Source organism: Pseudomonas sp. 4CAES_32.4, from assembly GCF_058136335.1.
Genome location: NZ_CM176882.1, coordinates 5,278,670 through 5,299,483, shown reverse-complemented (window position 1 = coordinate 5,299,483; position 20,814 = coordinate 5,278,670). Strand labels below are relative to the sequence as shown.

17 protein-coding genes are annotated in these 20,814 nt (G+C 60.1%); 3 read left to right on the top strand and 14 right to left on the bottom strand.

What is annotated here, in order from left to right; translation table 11 throughout:
- Positions 1-73 precede the first annotated feature (73 nt).
- The 13 genes from AC3Y64_RS23825 to dksA form a co-directional block, all read right to left on the bottom strand.
- On the bottom strand, positions 74-1,090 hold the full coding sequence (locus AC3Y64_RS23825) for a class I SAM-dependent rRNA methyltransferase (RefSeq protein ID WP_489985452.1): 1,017 nt from the start codon (positions 1,088-1,090) through the stop codon (positions 74-76).
- 138 nt (positions 1,091-1,228) lie between these two features.
- The gene (locus AC3Y64_RS23820) at positions 1,229-2,101 is read right to left on the bottom strand and encodes an oxygenase MpaB family protein (protein WP_489985451.1); all 873 of its coding nucleotides are present in this window, start codon (positions 2,099-2,101) and stop codon (positions 1,229-1,231) included.
- 51 nt (positions 2,102-2,152) lie between these two features.
- Positions 2,153-4,090, bottom strand: a complete 1,938-nt coding sequence (gene acs, locus AC3Y64_RS23815) for an acetate--CoA ligase (RefSeq protein WP_489985450.1) — start codon at positions 4,088-4,090, stop codon at positions 2,153-2,155.
- 212 nt (positions 4,091-4,302) lie between these two features.
- Positions 4,303-5,967 carry a glucose-6-phosphate isomerase gene (pgi, locus tag AC3Y64_RS23810; RefSeq protein ID WP_489985449.1) on the bottom strand — a complete coding sequence of 555 codons (1,665 nt, stop codon included), beginning with the start codon at positions 5,965-5,967 and terminating at the stop codon, positions 4,303-4,305.
- A gap of 375 nt (positions 5,968-6,342) precedes the next feature.
- Positions 6,343-7,203, bottom strand: coding sequence for a pantoate--beta-alanine ligase (gene panC, locus AC3Y64_RS23805; protein WP_489985448.1), 861 nt, complete (start codon positions 7,201-7,203; stop codon positions 6,343-6,345).
- Entirely contained in the window at positions 7,200-8,000 is an 801-nt protein-coding gene (panB, locus tag AC3Y64_RS23800) for a 3-methyl-2-oxobutanoate hydroxymethyltransferase (protein WP_093434905.1), read from the bottom strand. The genes panC and panB overlap by 4 nt, the downstream gene beginning before the upstream one ends.
- Before the next feature lie 393 nt (positions 8,001-8,393).
- Positions 8,394-8,879: a 2-amino-4-hydroxy-6-hydroxymethyldihydropteridine diphosphokinase gene (gene folK / locus AC3Y64_RS23795; protein ID WP_489985447.1), complete on the bottom strand. Its 486-nt coding sequence runs from the start codon at positions 8,877-8,879 to the stop codon at positions 8,394-8,396.
- 4 nt (positions 8,880-8,883) lie between these two features.
- On the bottom strand, positions 8,884-10,287 hold the full coding sequence (locus tag AC3Y64_RS23790; RefSeq protein ID WP_127929804.1) for a polynucleotide adenylyltransferase PcnB: 1,404 nt from the start codon (positions 10,285-10,287) through the stop codon (positions 8,884-8,886).
- Between the two features lie 734 nt (positions 10,288-11,021).
- Positions 11,022-12,458 carry a sigma-54-dependent transcriptional regulator gene (locus AC3Y64_RS23785; protein WP_158956935.1) on the bottom strand — a complete coding sequence of 479 codons (1,437 nt, stop codon included), beginning with the start codon at positions 12,456-12,458 and terminating at the stop codon, positions 11,022-11,024.
- Positions 12,459-12,480: 22 nt separating this feature from the next.
- On the bottom strand, positions 12,481-15,435 hold the full coding sequence (locus tag AC3Y64_RS23780; protein WP_178113681.1) for a sensor histidine kinase: 2,955 nt from the start codon (positions 15,433-15,435) through the stop codon (positions 12,481-12,483).
- Positions 15,419-15,595 carry a hypothetical protein gene (locus AC3Y64_RS23775; protein WP_003176118.1) on the bottom strand — a complete coding sequence of 59 codons (177 nt, stop codon included), beginning with the start codon at positions 15,593-15,595 and terminating at the stop codon, positions 15,419-15,421. The genes AC3Y64_RS23780 and AC3Y64_RS23775 overlap by 17 nt, the downstream gene beginning before the upstream one ends.
- A 77-nt stretch (positions 15,596-15,672) precedes the next feature.
- On the bottom strand, positions 15,673-16,569 hold the full coding sequence (gluQRS, locus tag AC3Y64_RS23770; protein ID WP_489985446.1) for a tRNA glutamyl-Q(34) synthetase GluQRS: 897 nt from the start codon (positions 16,567-16,569) through the stop codon (positions 15,673-15,675).
- Positions 16,570-16,766: 197 nt separating this feature from the next.
- Positions 16,767-17,210 (bottom strand): RNA polymerase-binding protein DksA, encoded by a 444-nt coding sequence (gene dksA, locus AC3Y64_RS23765; protein ID WP_064118688.1) that lies wholly within the window; start codon positions 17,208-17,210, stop codon positions 16,767-16,769.
- Positions 17,211-17,544: 334 nt separating this feature from the next.
- Here dksA and AC3Y64_RS23760 point away from each other — a divergent pair, with 334 nt between their 5' ends.
- Both AC3Y64_RS23760 and sfsA read left to right on the top strand, forming a co-directional pair.
- Positions 17,545-18,717: a pyridoxal phosphate-dependent aminotransferase gene (locus tag AC3Y64_RS23760; protein ID WP_489985445.1), complete on the top strand. Its 1,173-nt coding sequence runs from the start codon at positions 17,545-17,547 to the stop codon at positions 18,715-18,717.
- A complete protein-coding gene (gene sfsA / locus AC3Y64_RS23755) occupies positions 18,717-19,430 on the top strand; it encodes a DNA/RNA nuclease SfsA (protein ID WP_489985444.1) in 714 nt (237 codons plus the stop codon). Before AC3Y64_RS23760 ends, sfsA begins: the two co-directional genes overlap by 1 nt.
- Here the strand turns inward: sfsA and AC3Y64_RS23750 are convergent.
- On the bottom strand, positions 19,427-19,744 hold the full coding sequence (locus AC3Y64_RS23750) for a Rieske (2Fe-2S) protein (protein ID WP_489985443.1): 318 nt from the start codon (positions 19,742-19,744) through the stop codon (positions 19,427-19,429). The genes sfsA and AC3Y64_RS23750 overlap by 4 nt on opposite strands.
- Positions 19,745-19,909: 165 nt before the next feature.
- Between AC3Y64_RS23750 and AC3Y64_RS23745 the strand changes: the two genes are divergently transcribed.
- Positions 19,910-20,782, top strand: a complete 873-nt coding sequence (locus AC3Y64_RS23745) for a heme/hemin ABC transporter substrate-binding protein (RefSeq protein WP_489985442.1) — start codon at positions 19,910-19,912, stop codon at positions 20,780-20,782.
- Positions 20,783-20,814: the final 32 nt, after the last annotated feature.

The window sequence follows — 20,814 nt, the reverse complement described above, 5'->3', positions numbered from 1 at the left end:
GAGGGCATACCAGTCGACGACTTTGTTGACTGACGCACCGCAATCGCTGGCAAGCCAGCTCCCACAGGGTTGTTTATAGCTGCAGGATCAGGGTTTTCAGCGGCGGCTGTTGATCCATGGACGGAAAGTCCGCGCCCGGGGTCATCACGCTCCACTCGCGCACTGGCCGGCCCGCCTTCTCGGCGCAGCGCAGCACCTGCTCGCGCCAGTCATCCATGCTGACCTTCGCCAGGTTGTTGCAGCAGATCAGCACGCCGTTGTCGGCGGTGGTCAGCAGGGCCGGTTTGAGCAGGCTCTGATAGTCGCGCAGCAGGTCGACGGTGCCGAAAGCGCTCTTCGCCCAGGCCGGCGGATCCAGCAGGACCAGATCGTATTGACGCTGTTCCAGACGCTGATAGCTCGGCAGTTTCTGCCCGCGTCGCTGACTGATCGGCAGCCCGGCGAGCTGGCGGATCGCCGGGAAGTAATCGGACTGGATAAATTGCATCTCGGGCAATTGCGGGTTGAGCAGGCCGTTTTCGCGACCGACCGCCAGATTGCCTTCAGCGAAATCCAGATTGCACACTTCACTGGCACCACCGGCAGCAGCACTGAGGCCAACGCCGCAGGTGTAGGCGAACAGGTTGAGCACGGATTTGCCTTTGGCGTGCTCCTTGACCCAGCCACGGGTGTTGCGCAAGTCGAGGAACAGCAGCGGGTCCTGCCCGGCGTGACGCCCGCGCACGCGGTAATTCAAGCCCCATTCGTGGCCAACGAGATCGGCCAGCGCAGCCTCATCGGCTTTGTAAACGCTGTCTTCACGGTCGATCCGCGAGTTGCCACGGGAGCGGTCGTTGTAGACCAGCAGGGAGTCGAAGCCCAGCGTCTGGTTGACCATGGCGTGCAGTTGCAGCAGGTCGTCTCGCTCCAGCGTCTGGTGAAAGCTCTGCACCAGCAATTGTGGGCCGTAGCGATCGATAGTCAGACCGCCGGCACCTTCCTGGCTGCCATGGAACAGGCGATAGCAATCGGTGCCCTGGCGGTGCAACTCGGCCAGCAGATCCTGGCGTTGATCGAGGGCGGCGCGCAGCGCCTGATTCAAGGAAGACATGCGGGCGCCTTGCTGGAGAGAATAGGGGCGCGGGAGTTTAACAGTTACTGAGCTGCAAGCTCCAAGCTTCAAGCGTCAAGCTCAAAACTTGCAGCTTGCAGCTTGCAGCTTGCAGCTTGCAGCTTGCAGCTCTGAGCGTCAGCGAAGCAGCCCCATCCGCCGTTTGGCCCGTTGCACCGAACCATTGCGCATCGCCCAGCGCAGCATCGGCGCGCTGCGTCTGACGCTGGCACGAATCAGTTGGCGTTGCAGCGAACTCTGCCGCACATCGAGCATGTCACTGGCCCATTCCGGCAACAGATCAATGCCAGCCTTCATCATCAAATCGCCAAATGGTCGCGCCAGAACACTGGGTGCTGGTGCCGCGAGCAACAGGCGCAAGACTTCACGGCTGCGCCCATCGCAGAGCAACTGCGGGCGCATGCGATGCAGATAGTCGGCGACCGCTTGTCGCGATTTCGGCACGTCCCGCGCGCCCAGACGTTCAGCCACCACAGCAATCTCTGCGTAATAGCGATCCTGATCGGCCACCGACAACTGTGGATTGCGATAGCGCAAATGCGCCGCCAGAAAATTGCTGACCTCGGCCACATGCACCCACGTCAGCAAATCCGGATCGCTCGCCGCGTAGGGCCGGCCATCCGGCGCGGTGCCGACCACTTGCAGGTGGATAGTGCGGACTTTCTCGATCAGCCAGTCGGCGTCGCGGCGCGAGCCAAACGTGGTACCGGAGACAAACTGACTGGTACGGCGCAAGCGCCCGAGCATGTCTTGACGAAAATTCGAATGATCCCAAACCCCAGCCAACGCCAATGGATGCAGCGCTTGCAGCAACAGCGCGCTGATGCCGCCGATCAACATGCTGCTGAAATCGCCGTGCACCTGCCAACTGACCGAGTCGGGGCCGAACAGGCCGGGATCGCCCTTGGGATTTTCCAGGTCAAGTTGGCCGAGAGACAGCCCGGTCAGGCTCATGAGTTGCTGTTCGATACGGCTGCGGATGAATTCCATGACCACTCAGTGAAGAAGGGCGGGCGCGACCAGTTGGCCGCACCCGGGATGTTACTGGTTGAGACGCTTGTCGATCAGGCCTTGCACCACGCTCGGGTCGGCCAGGGTCGAGGTGTCGCCGAGGCTGTCGAGTTCGTTGCAGGCGATCTTGCGCAGGATGCGCCGCATGATCTTGCCTGAACGGGTTTTCGGCAAGGCTGGCGCCCATTGGATCAGGTCCGGTTTGGCGAAGCTGCCGATCTCCTTGCTGACGTGGGCCAGCAGTTCTTTCTTCAACTCGTCATTCGGTTCGGCGCCGTTCATTGGCGTGACGAAGGCGTAGATACCCTGACCTTTGACGTCGTGCGGGTAACCGACCACGGCGGCTTCGGCGATGCTGTCGTGCAGGACCAATGCGCTTTCGACTTCGGCGGTGCCGATGCGGTGGCCGGAGACGTTGATCACGTCGTCGATGCGACCGGTGATCCAGTAATCGCCGTCCTCATCGCGACGCGCGCCGTCGCCGGTGAAGTAGTAGCCGGGGTAGGGTTTGAAATAGGTGTCGACCATTCGCTGCGGGTCGCCATAGACGCTGCGGATCTGCGCCGGCCAACTGGATTTGATCGCCAGCACGCCACTGCCGGCGCCTTTGATTTCCTTGCCTTGCTCGTCAAGCAGCACCGGTTGCACGCCGAACATCGGCTGCGTGGCACAACCCGGTTTGATCCGCTGCGCGCTGACCAGCGGGCTGAGCATGATGCCGCCGGTTTCGGTCTGCCACCAGGTATCGACGATGGGGCAGCGCTGTTCTCCTACGACGTTGAAATACCATTCCCACGCTTCCGGGTTGATCGGCTCACCGACGCTGCCGAGTAATCTGAGGCTGGCGCGCGACGTTTCCTTCAATGGCTCGGCACCTTCACGCATCAATGCGCGCAGGGCGGTGGGCGCGGTGTAGAAGATGTTGACCTTGTGTTTATCGATCACCTGCCAGAAGCGCGAACTGCTCGGGTAGCTCGGCACGCCTTCGAACATCAACGTGGTCGCGCCATTGGCCAGCGGGCCGTAGACAATGTAACTGTGGCCGGTAACCCAGCCGACATCGGCGGTGCACCAGAACACTTCGCCGTGGCGGTAATCGAGCACGTATTTGAAGGTCATCGCCGCTTGCAGCAGATAGCCACCGGTGGTGTGCAGCACGCCTTTGGGTTTACCGGTGCTGCCCGAGGTGTAGAGGATGAACAGCGGGTCTTCGGCGTCCATCGGCTCCGGCGGGCAATCGTCGCTGACGTCGCGCACGGCCTGGTGATACCAGAGGTCGCGGCCCTCAACCCAGTCGACTTGGCCTTGGCTGCGTTCGACCACTACGACGGTGCTGACGTCCGGGCAACTCTGCAGGGCTTTGTCGACATTCTGTTTCAGCGGCACGAATTTGCCGCCGCGCACGCCTTCATCGGCGGTGATCACCGTGCGGCAGTCGGCATCGAGAATGCGATCACGCAAGGAATCGGGGGAGAATCCGCCGAACACCACCGAATGGACCGCGCCGATCCGCGTGCAGGCGAGCATGGCGTACGCGGCTTCGGGGATCATCGGCATGTAGATGCAGACCCGGTCGCCTTTCTTCACACCACGGCTTTTCAGCACGTTGGCCAGTCGGCAGACATGGTGATGGAGTTTTTTGTAGGTGATTTGCGCCGATTCGGCAGGGTCGTCGCCTTCCCAGAGCAGGGCGGTCTGCTCGCCGCGTTGTTCGAGGTGGCGGTCGATGCAGTTGTAGCTGACGTTCAGTTTGCCCCCGGCAAACCAGGCGGCTTCACCGGTTTTCAGGTCATAGCGCTGAACGGTTTGCCACGGCGTGCTCCAGTCGAGGAAGCGCGTGGCCTGTTCGGCCCAGAAGGAGTCGGGGTGTTCAATGGATTCGCGGTACAGGCGCCGATAGTCTTCCTGACTCAACTGAGCAGCCCGGCGGACGGCATCGGCTTTGGGGAACGTGCTGATATCGAACATGACGGTTCCTTATTCTTGTTGTGCGAAGAATAAAGATGCGCCGAGCGATGCCGAGGTTCAAGTCATGTGTAAAACAACTGTGGGAGCGAGCCTGCTCGCGAATGCGGTGTGTCAGTCAACAAAGATGCTGAATGACACACCGCATTCGCGAGGAGGCTCGCTCCCACATTGGATATGGGTTGCCCACTGGAATTGTGGGCAACCCATTCACATCACCCGCGGTGACGACCGCGGAAGTAGTTGATCAGGCCCTGGGTGGAAGGGTCGTCGGCAGTGGTTTCGTCGCTGCCAACCAGACGGTTGTACACGCCTTTGCCCAACTCCTTGCCCAATTCCACGCCCCACTGGTCAAAGGCGTTGATGCCCCAGACCACGCTCTGTACGAACACTTTGTGCTCATACATCGCCACCAGTGCGCCGAGACGACGCGGGCTGATGCGTTCAACCACAAGGGTGTTGCTCGGACGGTTGCCCGGGATCACCTTGTGCGGCGCGAGTTTGTGCACCTGGTCCTCGCTTACGCCTTTGTCGCGCAACTCCTGCTCGGCTTCCGGCAGGGTCTTGCCGAGCATCAGCGCCTGGCTCTGCGACAGGCAGTTGGCGTACAGCCATTGATGGTGGTCGGAAACCGGGTTGAAGCTGACGATCGGTACGATGAAGTCGGCCGGGATCAGTTGGGTGCCTTGGTGCAGCAACTGGTGGTAAGCGTGCTGACCGTTGCAGCCAACGCCGCCCCAGATCACTGGACCGGTGTCGGTCGACACCGAGGTGCCGTCCTGGCGCACGCTCTTGCCGTTGGATTCCATGTCCAGCTGTTGCAAGTGCTTGGTGATGTTGCGCAGGTAATGGTCGTACGGCAGGATCGCGTGACTTTGCGCGCCCCAGAAGTTGCCGTACCACACGCCGAGCAGGGCCAGCAGCACCGGCATGTTCTGTTCGAACGGCGCCGTCTGGAAATGCTGGTCCATGGTGTAGGCACCGGACAGCAGTTCCTTGAAGTTGGACATGCCGATGGCCAGGGCAATCGGCAAACCGATGGCCGACCACAGCGAGTAACGACCACCAACCCAGTCCCACATCGGGAAGATGTTTTCTTCACGGATACCGAACGCCACGGCTGCCGCGTTGTTGCTCGATACGGCGATGAAGTGACGATACAGCTCGGCTTCCGAACCACCCTGTGCCAAGTACCAGGCGCGTGCGGCCTGAGCATTCTTCAGGGTTTCGAGGGTGTTGAAGGATTTCGACGAAACGATGAACAGCGTGGTCTCGGCGCGCAGTTTCTGCGTCAGCTCGTGGAACTCACTGCCGTCGATGTTCGCCAGATAGTGGCAACGCACGCCTTTCTGCGCGTAGGACAGCAGCGCTTCGGAAACCAGCTCAGGGCCGAGGAACGAGCCACCGATGCCGATGTTGACCACGTCAGTGATCGGCTTCTCGGTGTAGCCGCGCCACAGACCGTCGTGGATGCGGCCGACCAGATCGGTGATCTGGTTCAACACTTTGTGGACTTCCGGCATCACGTTGACGCCGTTGACCGACAACTTGTCGCCGACCGGGCGGCGCAGGGCGGTGTGCAGTGCCGGGCGACCTTCGGAGGCGTTGACGATTTCGCCGTCGAACAGCGCTTTGATCGCGCCCTTCAGATCGACTTCATTGGCCAAACCCACCAGCAGATTGCGGGTCTCGGCGTTGATCAAATTCTTCGAATAATCGAGAAACAGGCCGCAGCTGCTGAGGGTGAACTGATTGAAGCGCTGCGGATCGGCGTTGAAGGCTTCGCGCATGCTGAAATCCTGCATGGCTTGGCGGTGATCTTTCAACGCTTGCCAGGCGGGCAGAGCGGTAACGTCGTGAGGAGTGCGGTAGTACGCCATCGCTGCGGTTTTCCTTTTTACTTGAACGGCCTTTTGAACACGGAACAGCCTCGGCACGCCATGTTTGGGCGTGGGGCCAACTGCGTCGACACGATTTCTGGACACAGGGCGAATACAGTAAACCTCGCGCTGCGTTCTGTCTTGACTTTGTCTGACCAGATCCCTGTACTTTTTTAACATTTAATACAGGGAGTGGCCGACAAACGGAGGGGAGGGGGCGCTGAGGCAGGCTGAACTTCCCGGGTTGGAATCGAACGGCCGGCAGTGTGCGCGAAGGCTTTATAAGCGGCAATTCAACGCAAAAGATCGCAGCCTGCGGCAGCACCTACAGGTTATGTAGGAGCTATCGCAGGCTGCGATCTTTTGATTTTGCTGTTAAACCGGGCTATCGAGGTTCAGGTGCAGATTGTCGATCAACCGCGTGGTGCCAAGGAACGCGGCCACGAGAATCACCAGATCACGGTCTTCAGCCGTCGCCGGACGCAAGGTCAGGGCATGGCGAATTTCCAGATAATCCGGACGCAGGCCTGCGGCTTCCAGCTGTTGCAACTGGGCGCTGATCAGCGCCGGGAAATCACGCTCGCCTTGCTTGATCGACTCGGCAATGTTGCTCAGCGAGCGATAGACCACCGGAGCCACCGCGCGTTGTTCCTCGCTGAGGAAGCCATTGCGCGACGACAGCGCCAGGCCGTCGGCGGCGCGGACAGTCGGTTCACCGATGATCTGTATCGGCATGTTCAGGTCATGCACCAGGGCACGGATCACCGCCAGTTGCTGGTAATCCTTCTGGCCGAAAATCGCCAGATCCGGCTGGACCATGTTGAACAGCTTGCTGACTACGGTCGCCACACCTTCGAAGTGCCCCGGACGGCTGGCGCCGCACAGGCCTTCGGAGAGTTGTGGCACGCTGACCCGGGTCTGCCCGGCCATGCCGTCGGGGTACATTTCCTCGACGGTTGGCGCAAACAGCAGGGAGCAACCGGCTTCGAGGAGTTTCTCCTGATCCGCCGCCAAGGTGCGCGGGTACTTGTCGAGGTCTTCGCCAGCGCCGAATTGCAGTGGGTTGACGAAAATGCTCGCGACCACAAAATCCACACGTTGCGTGGCTTTGGTGATCAGCGCGACGTGGCCGCTGTGCAGGTTGCCCATGGTCGGCACAAAGCCGATGCGCTTGCCTTCGCTACGGGCGCGGGCGACAGCAGCGCGCAGTTCGCGTACGGTTTTAACGGTGTTCATGCAGAGAATCCGTGTTCGATGCCCGGGAACGTGGTGGCTTTGACTTCGTTGACGTAAGCCTTCAGCGCGGACTGGATGCTGTCCTGACCGTGCATGAAGTTCTTCACGAACTTTGGTACGCGGCCAGTGATCGACAGGCCCAGCATGTCGTGCAATACCAGCACCTGACCGTCGGTGGCGTTACCGGCACCGATACCGATCACCGGAATCTTCACGGCCTGGCTGATTTCAGCGGCCAGCTCACTCGGTACGCACTCCAGCAGCAGCATGGCGGCGCCGGCCTGTTCCAGCGAGATCGCATCGGCACGCATCTGCCGCGCCTGGTTCTCGTTGCGGCCCTGCACTTTATACCCGCCGAGAATGTTCACCGCTTGCGGGGTCAGGCCCATGTGCGCGCAGACCGGTACACCGCGTTCGGCGAGCAGACGGATCGACTCCGCCAGCCACAGCTGACCTTCAACCTTGACCATGTGCGCGCCGGCCTGCATCAGCATGGCGCTGTTGGTCATGGTTTGTTCGAGCGTGGCGTTAGCCATGAACGGCAGGTCGGCCAGGATCAGGGCGTCGGTGTTGCCGCGTTTGACGCACGCGGTGTGGTAGGCCATTTCTGCGGTGGTCACCGGCAATGTGCTGTCGTGACCTTGCAGGACCATGCCGAGGGAGTCGCCCACCAGCAGCACTTCGACACCGGCCTCATTACAGGCGTGGGCGAAGGTCGCGTCATAGCAGGTCAGCATGGTGATCTTTTCACCTTTCTGCTTGAGGCTCTGGAGCGTGGTCAGGGTGATGGCTGGCATGTAAAAAATCCTCGTTCAGGCGCTCTGGAAACTACTGCGAGTAACGCGCGTGATTCTTCATCTACTCAGGCGCACGCTCTTTTGTCGTGCTTATAAGGCCTGGATTGCGCCCGTGTGTGCCGGGTTGGCGGCAGCGGGACGCCTATAGTCGTGATGAGCCAACAGGAAGTCAATTGCGTGTGTTACCGCAATGTTACGAGGGGAGTGTTACCGGCGTTACTGATGCGATTCAGCGGTGCGGCGGGGCTGATTCGACGATTTTTTGTCCGACAAAATCCTGAGGGTAAAATGCTGTTCCCTGTAGGAGCTGCGGAACGCTGCGATCTTTTGATCTTGGTTTTGAAGATCAAAAGATCGCAGCGTTCCGCAGCTCCTACAAAGGGCGGAATTGTGTCAGGCGTGAGGGAGGCGTTCCAGACCGACGAACGGGCAGGCTGCCAGCAGATCGGGAAGGGTGCGGCCATCGGGCAGATGGAGATCCGGCGGTGCCAGTTCGGCAAGGGGATACAGGACGAACGCGCGCTCCTGAATCTGGTAATGCGGGACTTTCAGGCGGGGCTCGTCGATCAGTCGATCACCAAACAGCAGAATATCCAGATCCAGCGTGCGCGGGCCCCAGCGCTCCAGCCGTTCACGACCTTGATCGTTCTCGATTGCTTGCAAGGCATCGAGCAATTCAAGCGGTGCGAGCGAGCTGTCGAGCGCCGCCACCGCGTTGGTGTAACGCGGTTGGCCTGGCAACAGGGAATCACTTTGATAGAAGGCGGAAACGCCGGCGAGGGAGGTCTGCGGCAATTGCCCCAGCGCCTCGACGGCGCTGCGCAATTGTTCGGCTGGGTCAGCGAGGTTGCTGCCCATGCCGATGTAGATGCGTTCCATACCGTTACTCGCCGGTCGAAGCGCTCGGGGCACCGGCGCGTTTGCGCTTGGAACCACCGCTGCGGCGACGTTTGCGTGGCGCGCCGCTGGCGTCATCACCCTTGCCGCTGAGGTCGCGGATCATGTCGCGACGTTCGCTGTCGTTGGCGTCCTGATAGTCCGTCCACCATTCGCCCAGGCCATCGGTCTCTTCGCCGGCGCTTTCACGCAGCAGCAGGAAGTCGTAACCGGCGCGGAAGCGCGGATTGTCCAGCAACAGGTCGGCACGTTTGCCGCTGCGACGTGGCAGGCGCTCCTGCATGTCCCAGATCTCGCGGATCGGCATGGTGAAGCGCTTTGGAATCGCGATGCGCTGGCACTGTTCGGCGATCAGTTCGTGGGCGCCTTCCTGCATCGCCGGAATCGGCGGCATGCCACGTTCCTGCAGACGCAATACACGCGCCGGCAGGGCTGGCCACAACAGCGCGGCAAACAGGAACGCCGGGGTCACCGGTTTGTTCTGCTTGATGCGCAGGTCGGTGTTGGTCAGCGCTTCGCTGATCAGCGTGTGGGTGTATTCCGGGTTGTGTTCCAGCGCATCGGCACTGGCCGGGAACAGCGGTGCAAACAGTTGCAGATCGACCAGCATTTCAAAGGTGATCGCACCGTGTCCCGAGAGGAACAGCTTTAGCACTTCCTCGAACAAGCGCGCTGACGGAATCTCGCGCAGCATCGGCGCCAGCTCGCGGATCGGCTGCACGGTGTGCTTCTCGATGCCGAAGTTGAGCTTGGCGGCGAAACGCACGGCGCGCAGCATGCGCACCGGGTCTTCCTGATAGCGCTGCTTTGGATCGCCGATCAGGCGGATCAGGTGATTGCGGATGTCGTGTACGCCGTTGGCGTAGTCGAGGATGCGCTCGCTGACCGGATCGTAATACAGGGCGTTGATGGTGAAGTCGCGGCGTTGCGCGTCTTCTTCCAGGGTGCCGTAAACGTTGTCGCGCAGAATTCGCCCGCTCTCGTTACGCGAAGACTGGTTGCTGTCTTCGTCGTCTTCGTTGACCGGGTGATTGGCGCGGAAGGTCGCGACTTCGATGATTTCGCGACCGAAATGGATGTGCACCAGTTTGAAGCGACGACCGATGATTCGCGCATTGCGGAATTCGGCGCGGACTTGCTCGGGCGTGGCGCTGGTGGCGACGTCGAAATCCTTGGGCGTGATGCCCAGCAGCATGTCACGCACGCAACCGCCGACCAGATAAGCCTGGTAACCGGCACCTTGCAGGCGTTCGACGATATTCACCGCATAGCGGCTGAATTGCGTTTTCTGCAGCGAATGTTGGCCGCTGTTGAGCACTTCAGGGGTGCTGCGGATGTGTTGCGTACGACGCACGGGAGTTCGGAATGACTGGAACAACTTCTTCAGCATGGGATGCACTGTTTGAAGGAATGTTCGGCCATACCAAAGAATGACCGCATGATGGGCGCAGATTCTAGCATTTAGTCGGGGGATGGTGTAGGAGACAGCAGTTTCGAGCTGAAAGCCGCAAGCTACAAGGGTGAAGCGGGGGTAAATAGAGAGTTTTTTACAGAAGGGAGAAACTACAAGGGGAGCCGAAGCTCCCCAAGAAGTAGTTGCGTGCTCTTTTTATTATTGATTCGGGCTTCTTGTTTTTGTTGAGTGCCCTCGCCACGAAGCTTTTCCTTCGTGACCCTCCCAATCGGGAGCCAAGAGCAAACGGATTGCTTTGGTCGCTGAATTGCAGTGATCTCTCGATCCAACCAGTACAGGCTCTGTCTTAGGACAGTTTTTGTTGTTCTCGGCCTGGTCGTGGGGCAAGCCCCAAATACAACGCCTCTCCAAAAGAATCAGTTAGCTGCGCCTCTCGCCGTCTTGTTTTTATTGTGCGTGAGTCGATTCGTCTTATTTTTATTGTCTTGTGCATTGCTTGTTATTGTTCTTGTACCAAACATATAGCAGGGGGCGTGCCAACTTTTGCGAAACCCAATAAAACAAGGGGTTAGGTCGATATAACCGTTTTGTCGGGGCGAAAAAAAGCCGGGGTTTCGTTACCGATAACCCCGGCTTCTGTTACGTGAATCGACTGAGGTAACAGTTTTTTCACATCTTCATGCGTTACCCGCACACTCGACAGGTAACGTTCAGCTCTCGCTGGCGACCCCGGTCTTGCGCCGCGGAATGCCCAGACGCTGGCGGCGTTCCCACAGGCATTTACGGCTGACGCCCAGTTTGCGCGCCAGTTCGGTCTCGGTCATGTGGTCCTGATGCTCAAGGACGAAGTGCTGGAAGTAGTCTTCCAGCGACAGGTCTTCGGTGGGCTCATGGCTGCTGTTACTGGCGCTACCCGCCGTCTGTGGCGGCAGGCCGATGAACTCGTCGTCTTCCAGATCGCTCAGTTCTATGTCGATGCCCAGCAGGTCGGCGGAGATTTCCGGGCTCTCGCTCAGAATCACCGCGCGCTCGACCGCGTTCTCCAGCTCACGCACGTTACCCGGCCAGGAATAATGACGGATCGCCTGTTCGGCATCCGCGGCAAATTTCAGGTCGGTACGGTTGATGCGCGCGCTCTGGCGAGCGAGGAAGGCAGTGGCGATTTCGTTGACGTCGGCGCCGCGCTCACGCAGGGCTGGGAGTTTCAACGCAATCACGTGCAGACGGTAATAAAGGTCTTCACGGAACTGGCCGATTTTCGCCAGGCTCTTCAAGTCACGGTGAGTCGCTGCGATCAGGCGTACATCGACTTTCTGCGACTGTACGGAACCCACGCGGCGAATCTCGCCTTCCTGCAACACACGGAGCAGGCGGGCCTGAGCTTCCAGTGGCAGCTCACCGATTTCGTCGAGGAACAAGGTGCCGCCGTCCGCCGCTTCGACCAGACCGGCACGCCCGGCGCTGGCGCCAGTGAACGCGCCTTTCTCGTGACCGAACAGTTCGGACTCGATCAGGCTTTCCGGAATGGCTGCGCAGTTCACCGAGATCATCGGTGCCTTGGCGCGTTTCGACAGATTGTGCAGGGCGCGGGCCACCAGCTCTTTACCGGTGCCGGATTCGCCCTGAATCAATACGTTGGAATCAGTCGGCGCGACTTTGCGGATCTTGCTGTAAAGATCCTGCATCGGCGGGCATGAGCCGATGATGCCGATCTCGCCGTTGCTGTTGTCGACGGCGGATTTGCCGCTGCCATTGGCCGGTTTGCTGGCAACCGGTTCGCCGGCAGCCGGGGCCGATTGGCGATCACGCAGGATCCGCGCGACAGCCTGAAGCATTTCATCGTGGTCGAAAGGCTTGGCGATGTAGTCCACCGCGCCCATCTTCATCGAGTCGACCGCCGAGCGCAGGCTGGCGTAACTGGTCATGATCAGCACCGGTGTGCCTTGGCCAAGCTTGATCAGCTCGGTGCCCGGCGCGCCCGGAAGACGCAGATCGCTGACGATCAGATCGAACGTAGGAATGGTGAAGCGTTCTTGTGCTTCCTGCACTGAACCGGCTTCGCTGACCTGGTACTGGTTGCGTTCCAGCAGGCGGCGCAAGGCGGAGCGGATAATTGTTTCGTCTTCGACGATCAAAATGTGCGGCATTGATTCGATACTCTCGACGGTCTCAGTTCACAGCGGACGTCGCTTCGACATGACGCGGTAAGGTCACCCGGATACGGGTGCCGCGTTGGCTTTGTACATCAGCCGGGCTGTCGATGGTGATTTGTCCATAATGCTCTTCAACGATGGAATAGACCAGTGCAAGGCCCAGACCGGTGCCTTCGCCAGGATCCTTGGTGGTGAAGAAGGGTTCGAACAATCTATCCATGATGTTCTTCGGAATACCGCTGCCTTCATCTTCGACGATCAGATCGACCGTGTGTTCGCCGGCTTCGCTCTTGACCCGTACCGCGCTGTGCGGCGGCGATGCATCACGGGCGTTGGAAAGCAGATTGATCAAGACCTGAGCAAGTCGCTGCGGGTCGCCTTCGACCCAGTGATCGGGATCGCACAGGTTGTAGAACTGCACTTCGAAATTGCGTCGGTTCAACGCCAGCAGGCCAATCGCATCCTGGGCGACTTCGGCCAGACACACGGGCTCGTCGCTGTGTTGATGGCTGCCGGCATGGGCAAAACTCATCAGCGACTGGACGATGCGCGATATGCGTTTGGTCTGTTCGAGAATCTGCCCGCTGATTTCCGTCAGCTCGTCGTCTTCTTCGCGCTCTTCGCGCAGGTTTTGCGCCAGACAGGCGATGCCGGTGACCGGGTTGCCGATTTCATGGGCCACACCCGCCGCGAGGCGACCAATACTGGCCAGACGTTCGGAGTGCACCAGTTTGTCTTCGAGCATCTGCGTTTCGGTCAAATCCTCGACCAGTAACACCAGACCACTGTTACCCGGTGCCAACGGCTCATCAATCGCCGCTTTGTGCAGGTTCAGCCAGCGGGTCTGGCCGTCGAGGGCCAGATGCTGTTTGTGCAAATGCTCGTCGGGCAGGTTGATAAAGCCCTGAAGCAATTCTTTCCACGGATTGGCGATGGTGCTCAATCGTGAGCCGACCACACGCTGCGCGGCGATGCCGGTGAGTTCTTCCATGGCCTTGTTCCACATCAGGATCTCTTGATCCTTGGCCAGCGAACAGACGCCCATCGGCAGTTCCTGCAAGGTCTGGCGGTGGTAACGGCGCAGCGCATCGAGTTCGGCGGCAAGACCGGTGAGGCGCGAGTGGTAATCCTCGAGGCGGCTTTCGATGAAGTGGATGTCCTCGGTCACATAGTTTTCGCCACCGGCCTTGTATGGCAGGAAGGTTTCCACCATGTCCTGCGCCACGCTCGGGCCCATCAGGCCGGAAAGGTTGGCTTCGATGCGGTCGCGCAAACGGCGCAAGGCGTAAGGGCGGCGTTCGTCGAACGGCAGATAAAGGTCACGCAGGGCTTGTTCGACTTCTTTCTGCGCAGCCTTGGCGCCCAACGGCTTGGCCAGTTGGGTGGCGAATTCCTGAGGCGAGGCTGCATGCAGTTCGCGCCGTTGCGGGCGTCGCACGTTATCCACAGCGCAAGCTTCGGCGGCACTGGCCTCTTCCGGGCTGGCATTGGTGAACAGCGAGATCAAGGTGAACATCAAGACGTTGGCGGCGAGCGAGGCGATGGCCGCCATGTGCCAACTGGTGTCATCAAGCACGTAAATCATGTTCAGCAGCGGGATGTAGAACCCTTGCAGATTGCCGACCAGCGGCAACAGCATGGTCACCACCCAAACCAGAATCCCCGCCAGCAGCCCGGCAATAAAGCCACGACGGTTAGCGGTCGGCCAATACAGCACGGACAACACGCCCGGCAGGAACTGCAGCGTCGCCACGAACGCGACGATGCCGAGGTTGGCCAGATCCTGCTCGGCGCCGAGCATCAGGTAGAAACCGAAACCGGCCATGATGATCGCGACGATCAGCGCCCGACGCGTCCACTTCAGCCAGCGGTAGATATTGCCTTCGGCCGGCGGCTGATAAAGCGGTAGTACCAGATGGTTCAGCGCCATGCCCGACAGCGCCAGGGTGGTGACGATGATCAGACCGCTGGCCGCTGACAGACCGCCGACATAGGCGAGCAACGCCAGCGGTTTGCTGTTGGCGGCGATGCCGATGCCGAGGGTGAAGTATTCCGGGTTGGTCGTGGCACCGAGTTTGAGGCCGGCCCAGAGAATCAACGGCACTGCCAGACTCATCAACAGCAAGAACAGCGGCAAACCCCAGCTTGCACTGACCAGTGAGCGCGGGTTGAGATTCTCGGTAAAGGTCATGTGATACATGTGCGGCATCACGATCGCCGACGCGAAGAACACCAGCAACAGCGTGCGCCACGGGCCTTCCTGTAACGGCGTGTGCAGGGCGGCGAGGGCGGTCTGGTTCTGCAGCAGCCACAGCTCAAGTTGTTGCGGGCCGTCGAATACGCCGTACAGCGCATAGAGGCCGACGCCGCCGAGGGCGACCAGTTTGATCACCGACTCGAAGGCAATCGCGAACACCAGGCCTTCGTGCTTCTCACGCGTAGCGATATGCCGGGAACCGAAGAAAATCGTGAACAGAATGATCAGTGCGCAGAACGCCAGCGCCACGCGGCTCTGGATCGGCTCGCCGGTGAGGATGCCGATGGAGTCGGCCACCGCCTGAATCTGCAGCGCCAGCAAGGGCAGCACACCGATCAGCATGAAGATCGTGGTCAGCGCGCCGGCCCAGGTGCTGCGAAAGCGAAAGGCAAACAGATCTGCCAGCGACGACAGTTGATAGGTGCGGGTGATCTTCAGGATCGGGTAGAGCAACACCGGCGCCAACAGAAACGCGCCGGACACGCCGAGATAGCTGGACAGAAAGCCGTAGCCGTACTGATAGGCCAGGCCGACCGTGCCGTAGAACGCCCACGCACTGGCGTATACCCCCAGCGATAAGGTGTAGGTCAGCGGGTGGCGAATGATCGCGCGCGGGATCATGCCCCGTTCACTGACCCAGGCAACGCCGAACAGCGCCGCCAGGTACGCGGCGCTGATCAGGATCATCTGGGTCAGGCTAAAGCTCATCGGCATCTTTTTGGCTCTGCAGGATGAAGGTCACGACAATCAGGATCAGCCAGAGCAGATAGGGGCGATACCAGGCGCCCGTAGCGTCGATCCACCAATCCATGATGGCGGGGGAAAACAGGTAGATCCCCACGACTAAAAGCAGGACCAAGCGATAGATGTACATCCCGGCCTCTCTTTTTTATGCGCGTGCCCGAAAACGTGCGGCGATGGTAACGGATGGGCGCGCGACTGCAAGTGTCGTCATAGCAGTTGCGCCTCGGGCAGGGTCAGTGTGCGCGGGATCTTCGTCGCATCCCAGTTTGCGCTGCCCCAATTGAGTAGTTCTTGCGGCGAGGCGTGGGCCAGTTCGGTGCCCGGATTTTGCCCCAATGCGCGCAGGGCCCGCAGCAGCAATGGCGTGGCTTGATCGGCTTCCAGCGGCGGCGAGCGGTAGGACTTGCCGAGCTTGTTGCCGTCCGGTTGGGTGATCAGCGGCAGGTGCAGGTAGCGTGGCTGACGCAGGCCCAGCAGTTCTTGCAGATACAACTGGCGTGGCGTCGAGTCGAGCAGATCGGCACCACGGACGATGTCGGTGATGCCTTGCCAGGCATCGTCGAGCACCACGGCCAGTTGATAGGCGTAGAGGCCGTCGCGGCGACGGATCACGAAATCGCCGACATCGCGTCCCAGGTGCTGACGATATTCACCCTGCACGCGGTCGATGAAGTGGTATTCCAGCTCCGGCACGCGCAGGCGGATCGCTGCGTCCTGTTGATCGTGGCCGGCATTGCGGCACAGGCCCGGGTAAATGCCGTTGTACGCTTCGAGCTGTTTGCGCGAACAGGTGCAGGCGTAAGCCAGGCCGTGATTGAACAGGCTGTTGAGCACGTCTGCGTAAGCGTCGTGGCGATCGCTCTGTCGCACCATGTCGCCGTCCCATTCGAAACCGTAGCTTTCCAGCGCTTTGAGAATCGCGACCTGCGCGCCGGGCTCTTCGCGTGGTGGATCGAGATCCTCCATGCGCACCAGCCAACGACCACCGACCGAACGGGCGTCGAGGTAAGAGGCGAGGGCGGCGACTAGCGAACCGAAGTGCAAATGGCCACTGGGCGTTGGGGCGAAGCGGCCGATGTAGGCGGGGGATGTTTTTGCAGTCATGGAAACGAAACTACTTTTCAGGCTATACGCCGGTCAACCTGTAGGAGTGAGCCTGCTCGCGATGGCGGTGGGTCAGTCAACATAGATGTTGAATGTCAGGCTGCTGTCGCGAGCAGGCTCACTCCTACAAAAGCATAGGCAAACGTCAGAAACAAAAACGGAGCGTTCGCACGCTCCGTTTTTCGTTCAGGTCGAAATTACTTGCCGACCTGCTTCTCTTTGATTTCCGCCAGGGTCTTGCAGTCGATGCACAGATCCGCCGTCGGACGGGCTTCGAGGCGCTTGACGCCGATCTCGATGCCGCAGGACTCGCACCAGCCGTATTCCTCGTCCTGAATCAGCTCCAGCGTCTTGTCGATCTTCTTGATCAACTTGCGCTCGCGATCACGGGCGCGCAACTCGAGGGCAAATTCTTCTTCCTGGCTGGCACGGTCGGCCGGGTCAGGGAAGTTGGCCGCTTCATCCTTCATGTGATCAACAGTACGGTCGACTTCCTGCATCAAGTCCTGTTTCCACTTGTTCAGGATCTTGGTGAAGTGCGCGCGCATTGGAGCGCCCATGTACTCTTCACCGGCCTTCGGAACATAGGGTTCGAAACCGCTGATCGTCGTTTGCTGCTGTTGCTTTGCTTGGGTGGGCATGAAATGGACCGCCTCTACTCTTGTAATCCATTGCGCAGGATTGCTCCATCACCGACACCTGCCGGCCCTGCGGCTGCAAGCGGGCGAACTTACCAGATCAATTCGGCCTGCGCTACTCCCGGATGTCGAGGCCCCGGCGGGTGGCGCTTGCAAATGTTTGGCAAGCCGTGTCTGGTGGTGTTGAAGACCTGTTCAATCACTGATTTTAGTCAATCCTGGAGCGTACGCTCATATCGTTACAGTCCAGCGTTCTTGAGGCTGTGACCGCTGCGGGTTCTCGCTCGTTCCGGCAGATGGGTAGAATCGTCTCTTTTTCCCTGCCGAAGGAAAGCCAATGGCTCAGCCCTACAGTGCGCGCAGTCGTGCGATCGAACCGTTCCATGTGATGGCGCTGCTGGCGCGAGCCAATGAATTACAGGCTGAAGGCCATGACGTGATCCATCTGGAAATCGGCGAACCGGACTTCACCACCGCTGAACCGATCATCCGCGCCGGGCAGGCGGCGCTGACGGCGGGCAAGACCCGTTACACCGCCGCGCGCGGCATTCCCGAGCTGCGCGAAGCCATTGCCGGGTTTTATCAATCGCGATATGGCCTGAACATCGATCCGCGACGGATTCTGATCACCCCAGGTGGCTCCGGTGCGCTGTTGCTGGCCAGTGCGTTGCTGGTCGATCCGGGTAAACACTGGTTGCTGGCGGATCCGGGTTACCCCTGCAATCGGCACTTCCTGCGTTTGGTCGAAGGTGCAGCGCAGCTTGTTCCTGTAGGGCCGGACGTGCGTTATCAACTGACCCCGGATCTGGTCGAGCGCCATTGGGATCACGACAGCGTCGGCGCACTGGTCGCGTCCCCGGCCAACCCGACGGGCACGATCCTGACCCGCGACGAACTCGCCGGGTTATCTACAGCCATCAAGGCCAAGCACGGCCATCTGGTGGTGGACGAGATCTATCACGGCCTGACTTACGGCACCGATGCGGCCAGTGTGCTGGAGGTCGATGACAGTGCTTTCGTGCTGAACAGTTTCTCGAAATATTTCGGCATGACCGGATGGCGCCTCGGCTGGCTGGTGGCGCCGGAGGCTGCGGTCAGTGATCTGGAAAAACTGGCGCAGAACCTCTACATCAGTGCGCCGAGCATGGCGCAACACGCGGCGCTCGCCTGTTTTGAACCGGACACGATTGCGATTCTGGAAGAGCGCCGCGCCGAGTTTGGCCGTCGTCGCGATTTCCTCTTGCCGGCGTTGCGCGAGCTGGGATTCAACATTGCTGTAGAGCCTGAAGGCGCATTTTATCTTTACGCTGATATCAGCCAGTTCGGCGGCGATGCCTTCGCGTTCTGCCGACATTTCCTTGAAACCGAGCATGTAGCGTTTACCCCTGGACTGGATTTCGGTCGTTATCAGGCCAGTCACCACGTGCGTTTTGCTTACACGCAAAACCTCCCTCGCTTACAGGAAGCGGTGGAACGCATCGCTCGCGGTTTGAAGAGTTGGCAAGGCTGATGCGCTTTTATCCAGAACTGGAAGAAGCGCGGCTGATCCGTCGCTACAAACGTTTTCTCGCCGATATCGAGACCGTTAGCGGCGAATTGCTGACCATTCACTGCCCGAACACCGGTTCGATGCTCAATTGTCAGGTCGAGGGCGGGCAGGTGTGGTTCAGTCGCTCCAATGACCCGAAGCGCAAATTGCCCGGCACCTGGGAGATTGGCGAAACACCGCAGGGCCGCTTGTTTTGCGTGAACACCGCACGGGCCAACGGTTTGGTCGAAGAAGCTTTGCAAGCTGGCGTGATCACCGAGTTAAACGGTTTCACCGCGTTGAAGCGCGAAGTCGCGTACGGCCAGGAAAAAAGCCGCATCGATTTTCGCCTCGAATACCCGAGCGGCCCGGCGTACGTCGAGGTGAAAAGCGTCACCTTGGGCTTCGATGGCACGGCGGTGGCGGCGTTTCCCGATGCCGTGACCCAGCGCGGCGCCAAGCATTTGCGTGAGCTGGCGCATCTGGCCCGGGACGGCATACGCGCGGTGCAGTTGTACTGCGTGAATCTGAGCGGGATCGAAGCGGTGCGCCCTGCCGAGGAAATCGATTCGGCCTACGCCGAGGCGCTGCGTGAAGCGGTGGCATGTGGCGTTGAAGTGCTGGCGTACGGCGTTCGCTTGAGCCACGAAGAAATGGTCATTGATCGCCGTCTCGATGTGTTGCTCAACGGTTAAACATCGATCCACAGGCCTTGCGCATCTTCGCGGCAAGGGATGGCGGTGAGTGCTTGCCCGGCGCACGGGCCGGCGACGCATTCGCCGTCCTCGATGAGAAACAGTGCGCCGTGGGTGGCGCACTGGATCAGGCTGTTGCTCGGGTCGAGAAATTGGTCGGGGTGCCATTCGAGACCAACGCCGCGGTGCGGGCAGCGATTCAGATAAACGTAGGCCTGGCCGCTGCGGCGCACGGCAAACAGCTTTTTTCCGTCGACTTCAAACCCACGGCTGGCGGCTTCGGCGAGTTCGGTGCCCGCGCAGAGAAACTTCATGACTATCCTCTACTGTCCGCTCGTGTCTGGATATGTCCGAGCTTGACGTTTAAATGCAAACAATTATCAAATGGCGGCCTTCGTCCGCAGGGCGGCTGGCAGGGTCGAGGATACTTGGCCTGTCATCCGGATGCCCGGGAAAAACGTCTTTCAAGGAAGCTGTGTATGCGCCTGAGTACCCGCGTTGTCGTGCTGTGTGCCGGACTGTTCGTCAGCCATCAGGCTGCAGCGGCCGATTTGCCGCAACGTTGGGTCAGCGCCGGCGGCGCGCTGTCGGAGTGGGTCGCGGCATTGGGGGGCGAGTCGAAACTGGTTGGCGTCGATACCACTAGTCAACATCCTGAATCCTTGAAGGCGCTGCCGAGCATTGGTTATCAGCGCAGTCTTTCGGCAGAAGGCATTCTCAGCCTGCGCCCGGACATCCTCATCGGCACCGAAGAAATGGGCCCGCCACCCGTGCTTGCGCAGGTGAAAGCAGCCAAGGTTCAACTCGAATTGTTCTCGGCTCAACCGGATCTGCCGACGCTGGAGAAAAACGTCACGCATCTGGGCCAATTGCTCGGCGCTGAAGCGCAGGCAACGCAACTGCTGCAAAGCTATCAACAGCAACTCGATGCGCAGAAAGCACGGGTGACCGACGCGCAATCCAAACAAAAAGCCCCCGGCGTACTGTTGCTGCTCGGTCACGCGGGCGGCAAACCGTTGATCGCCGGCAAGGACACTGCCGCCGACTGGCTGCTGCAACAGGCAGGCGGGCACAACCTGGCGACGCACACCGGTTACAAGCCGTTTTCCGTGGAATCCCTCGCCAGCCTCGATCCTGAAGTGCTGGTATTTGCTGACCGGGCGCTGACCGGTGACGCGGCGAAAGCAGCGTTGTTCAAGGAAAACCCGATTCTCAATTCAAGTCGTGCGGCCAAGGCCGGGCGCGTGCTGGAGCTGGATCCGACGCTGCTCGTCGGTGGGCTCGGGCCGCGTTTACCCGCAGCGCTGAAAACCCTGTCTGACGGTTTCTACCCGGCCAAGAGCGGCCAATGACCACACTGGTAAAACCCCGTGGCTTGTTCATT

Bases quoted from the DNA above. Each gene is read 5' to 3' on its own strand.
- AC3Y64_RS23825 (WP_489985452.1), bottom strand. From the start codon at position 1,090: ATGTCTTCCTTGAATCAGGCGCTGCGCGCCGCCCTCGATCAACGCCAG.
- folK (WP_489985447.1), bottom strand. From the start codon at position 8,879: ATGGAACGCATCTACATCGGCATGGGCAGCAACCTCGCTGACCCAGCC.
- AC3Y64_RS23775 (WP_003176118.1), bottom strand. From the start codon at position 15,595: ATGTACATCTATCGCTTGGTCCTGCTTTTAGTCGTGGGGATCTACCTG.
- AC3Y64_RS23820 (WP_489985451.1), bottom strand. From the start codon at position 2,101: ATGGAATTCATCCGCAGCCGTATCGAACAGCAACTCATGAGCCTGACC.
- AC3Y64_RS23750 (WP_489985443.1), bottom strand. From the start codon at position 19,744: ATGAAGTTTCTCTGCGCGGGCACCGAACTCGCCGAAGCCGCCAGCCGT.
- pgi (WP_489985449.1), bottom strand. From the start codon at position 5,967: ATGGCGTACTACCGCACTCCTCACGACGTTACCGCTCTGCCCGCCTGG.
- gluQRS (WP_489985446.1), bottom strand. From the start codon at position 16,569: ATGACTGCAAAAACATCCCCCGCCTACATCGGCCGCTTCGCCCCAACG.
- panC (WP_489985448.1), bottom strand. From the start codon at position 7,203: ATGAACACCGTTAAAACCGTACGCGAACTGCGCGCTGCTGTCGCCCGC.
- AC3Y64_RS23760 (WP_489985445.1), top strand. From the start codon at position 17,545: ATGGCTCAGCCCTACAGTGCGCGCAGTCGTGCGATCGAACCGTTCCAT.
- AC3Y64_RS23745 (WP_489985442.1), top strand. From the start codon at position 19,910: ATGCGCCTGAGTACCCGCGTTGTCGTGCTGTGTGCCGGACTGTTCGTC.
- sfsA (WP_489985444.1), top strand. From the start codon at position 18,717: ATGCGCTTTTATCCAGAACTGGAAGAAGCGCGGCTGATCCGTCGCTAC.
- AC3Y64_RS23790 (WP_127929804.1), bottom strand. From the start codon at position 10,287: ATGCTGAAGAAGTTGTTCCAGTCATTCCGAACTCCCGTGCGTCGTACG.
- AC3Y64_RS23785 (WP_158956935.1), bottom strand. From the start codon at position 12,458: ATGCCGCACATTTTGATCGTCGAAGACGAAACAATTATCCGCTCCGCC.
- panB (WP_093434905.1), bottom strand. From the start codon at position 8,000: ATGCCAGCCATCACCCTGACCACGCTCCAGAGCCTCAAGCAGAAAGGT.
- AC3Y64_RS23780 (WP_178113681.1), bottom strand. From the start codon at position 15,435: ATGCCGATGAGCTTTAGCCTGACCCAGATGATCCTGATCAGCGCCGCG.
- acs (WP_489985450.1), bottom strand. From the start codon at position 4,090: ATGTTCGATATCAGCACGTTCCCCAAAGCCGATGCCGTCCGCCGGGCT.
- dksA (WP_064118688.1), bottom strand. From the start codon at position 17,210: ATGCCCACCCAAGCAAAGCAACAGCAGCAAACGACGATCAGCGGTTTC.